Consider the following 3,688-nt stretch of genomic DNA (forward strand, 5'->3'; position numbering starts at 1 on the left):
TTGCGTTAAGATTAAGGCTTTCTCCATTGCTTACCTTTTTCCATGAAGATAAGGTACTGGTAGAATTACCCGAGCGAACATACATAGAAAGTTCTGTTGAAAATGGCTTTCTCTCTTTCCAGAAGATATTCTCAAAGATAACTGAGGAACCGGCATCAAAGATAGAGGAGGTATAGGTGCCCAGGGGATGGTGGAAAGAGTTGTTAATAAGCATTAAAGGCCCTGAATCCTTATAGGCAATTGCAAGGTCATAATCTCCATCGTTGTCAATATCTACTCCACAAGGCATATGTATACTACACCTTACAAGGGGTTTTAGGTTATCCTCCCATTCTGGCATTCTTTGAAACCAGGGGGATGTAAGTGTTCCCAGCCTTTTGTAGATATGAAGCCCTGATTTTCCTATAACAACTAAATCCTCAAGGTTATCTCCATCTAAGTCCATTGCTGTGGGAAAGATATGGCCTATGTTTTTCCAGAAACCAAATGTGTCTGTTCCATAACCTATAGCCCTGTAATCTATCTCTTCTTCCCAAACCTTGTTTCTTTTCCAGGTAGGTGATTCTTTTGTTCCTGTGTTTTCTATTATAAGAAATCTATAAGATGTAAGGAGAATGACATCATAGTCTCTATCATTATCAAGGTCAAGGGCAAATGGACAAGGATCCATTGTCTCAAGGTCATCCAATCCTGTAAGGACAAGGTATGCCCCTGTTATATCCCAGGTCTTCTTCTGCTCAAAGGAAAGGGAGCTTGTTTGGGTAGAGATATTGCGAAATGCACCTATGCAACGACCTCCTATGTCATGATACTCAGAGGTAAGGATGTCTATCCTGCCATCATTATCAAGGTCAGCAACTGTTGGATGTGTCTGAGGGGTATATTCGGGAAGTTTATTTAAATTAATTCCTCCAAGACCATAATAAGGATGAGATGCGAGAATATCGGGGTTTTCAGGAGAGCCCATATTTTTCCACATATTTAAATATGTCCCCCCACAACTTGTATATCCTTCTGCATATATCTCATCATAAGAGCCATCGCTGTTAAAATCAGCAAAGGAGACCCCTGACATAATATGGCCTCCAACGAGATAGGGCTTTTGTTTATCCTCAAGGTATGTAGGATGTGGGTAGTGGGGATTAGCCTTTTCAGGGATGTTCTCAAAGGCAATCATAATACCATCACCTCCTATGAACATATCAGAATCAGAATCTCCATCAAGGTCAGCAAGACCAATGGATGCCACAACATAATCTCCTTCACAACCAATAAAATAAAGTCCACGAAGTAACCACATTGGAGAAGGGGTTCCTGTGTTTGAATACCAACTACTATATCCCATTTCATTATCCACAAATACAAAGTCAGGAGTATTATCACAATTTATATCAACAATATCCCCTCCTGGATTTGCTCCCTTTCCTGCCCCAAAATTATGAGTAGGAAGGTCTAATTCTGGCTTTCTGATAAATACACAATCTTGATTCTCATAGGCAAGGAAATCTTCAGTATTACTTGTTGTTGTTCCCCACCTTAAACACTGAAGGATAAGGTCAGGGTCACCATCATTATCCAGGTCTCCTAATTCAGGAGAGGGAGAATACCAGGCATTTATAACCTTAATATCCTTAATATCCCAAGAAGAATATCTTTGCCAGGCAAATGGTTCTATAGCTTTATATCCTAGAATATCATAGGTTTTTGTTCCAGATTGTAAGGATTTATAAAGGGTTATAAAGATGTCTAATAGTCCATCCTTATCAATATCGCCAAGTGTGATATATCCTTCATTCATATCAAAATATATATCCTTCTTCTTTGTAAATATTGGGTTATACCTTGTCCCTCTATTCTCAAATACAGAGACAGTTCCATTCACCGGGCTACTTACTAAAAGGTCAAAGTCTCCATCATTATCTATGTCTCCAAACTCAGGTCTTGTTCCCCCTGGCAGAATATCCTGAGGGGAAGGCACCCAGGGCCTTTTTTGGAATCTTGGATATTGTGGAGAGAGCTTAATGGATGCACGATGTGTTTTTTTATGTTTTACCCCTGGGATTGGGCTTAAGGTTGTGTTTGTCAGGCTTCCATCCTGGAAATATTCCTGCCATTCCCCTCCATAAGATAGAAATGGAAGGAAGATAAGTATAACAAATATAGCCTTCCTGGTCATTTTTTGATTCCTCATTTCTGATATTATATTTCACGCAAAGGCGCAAAGCTCACAAAGGTTACAAAGGACAGAAGACAAAAAAACAGACGACAGACTAAAGATTTTTGTCTGTCGTCTATGGTCTGCGGTCTGTGGTCTGATAGAATGTTTGCTCCAACTTTTCACTGCAGACGCAGAGAGAATTTGTGTGATTATAATATACTATATTTTGCAGGGTTTGTCAACAGTAAGTTACGGCTAAACATAGAAGGATTATATCGGTACGAATTCAAGTGGAAAAAACTTTTGACATTTCTCATAGCGTATGTTATACTACCAATATGGAAATATCAAATCCTCATGATGCCTTTTTCAAAGAGATATTTTCTGTAAAAGAGAATGTAGTTGATTTTATTAATTCTACTTTACCTGAGGAATTAAAGAAGAATCTTGATTTAACAACTTTGGAATTAGATAATAATTCTTACATTGATGAAGAATTGAAGGAAAATTTCGCGGATATAGTCTATAATTGTCGATACATAGACAAGACCAATATCAAGGTTTCGCTTTTATTTGAACATAAGAGCAAACCAGTGAAGTATCCGCATCTACAGCTTCTCAGGTATATGCTTAAAATATGGGAAACAAATATCAAGCAAAAGAAGAAATTAGTTCCAATAGTCCCTCTTATCTTTTATCATGGTAAGAAGAAATGGGAATTAAGGGAACTAAGTGATTATTTTGAAGGGATAGACGAGGTATTAAGGAGGTATTTACCTGAGTTTAATTACTTATTAACGGATTTATCCTGTTATAGTGATGAGGAGTTAAAGGAAAAGGTATTTATAAATGTAGGGGTAAAGGTTTCGTTATTGTTTTTAAAGAATATCTTTAATAAGGAAAATTTAAGGAAACATTTAGAGGAGTTTTTTGAAATAGGGCGATTATATTATGAAGAGGAACGAGGGCTAAAGTTTTTAGAAGGAGTAATTCGCTATATTTATAGTAGCACAGAGATTAAACCAGAAGAGGTGAGAGAGGCGCTCAAAAGTGTTTCTGAAAAAGGGGGTGAGGTAGCAATGACTACAGCTATGAAATTAGAGAAAAAAGGGATGCAGAAAGGGATGCAGAAAGGGATGCAGAAAGGGATGCAGAAAGGGATGCAGAAAGGAATGCAGAAAGGAATGCAGAAAGGATTACAACAAGGTGAATATAGAAAGGCGGTAGAGACTGCTAAGTCTATGCATAATAAAGGATTTGATTTGAAGATAATCGCTGAAATAACAAAACTTTCCATTGAGGACTTAAAAAGAGTTATTCACGAAAAGACCAATGTTTAATTACTAAATAACGGTTATGATAAAAAGCAGACAGAATATTAGAACATGAATAACACAAATGTTGAAGGACACGAATAAGAGACAACAACCTTCTACACCCTCTTTATTAAGCTTATCCTTACCCACAAGTTGGGCAACAAGATGAGGTAAGCAATGACTAAAATTCAAACTTCCAAATTAATCCATTTAT

General features: G+C 37.3%; 2 protein-coding genes. One reads left to right on the forward strand and one right to left on the reverse strand.

Annotation, left to right across the window (positions count from 1 at the left end; translation table 11 throughout):
- Window positions 1-2,191, reverse strand: a 2,191-nt coding sequence (locus tag AB1414_17430; protein MEW6609197.1) for a VCBS repeat-containing protein, incomplete at its 3' end; no start/stop codon positions are given.
- Between the two features lie 257 nt (window positions 2,192-2,448).
- On the opposite strand from AB1414_17430, the gene AB1414_17435 reads away from it, so the two are divergent.
- Window positions 2,449-3,498 (forward strand): Rpn family recombination-promoting nuclease/putative transposase, encoded by a 1,050-nt coding sequence (locus tag AB1414_17435; protein ID MEW6609198.1) that lies wholly within the window; start codon window positions 2,449-2,451, stop codon window positions 3,496-3,498.
- Window positions 3,499-3,688: the final 190 nt, after the last annotated feature.

It is taken from the genome of bacterium (assembly GCA_040755795.1).
Taxonomy (GTDB): Bacteria; UBA9089; CG2-30-40-21; order CG2-30-40-21; family SBAY01; genus JBFLXS01.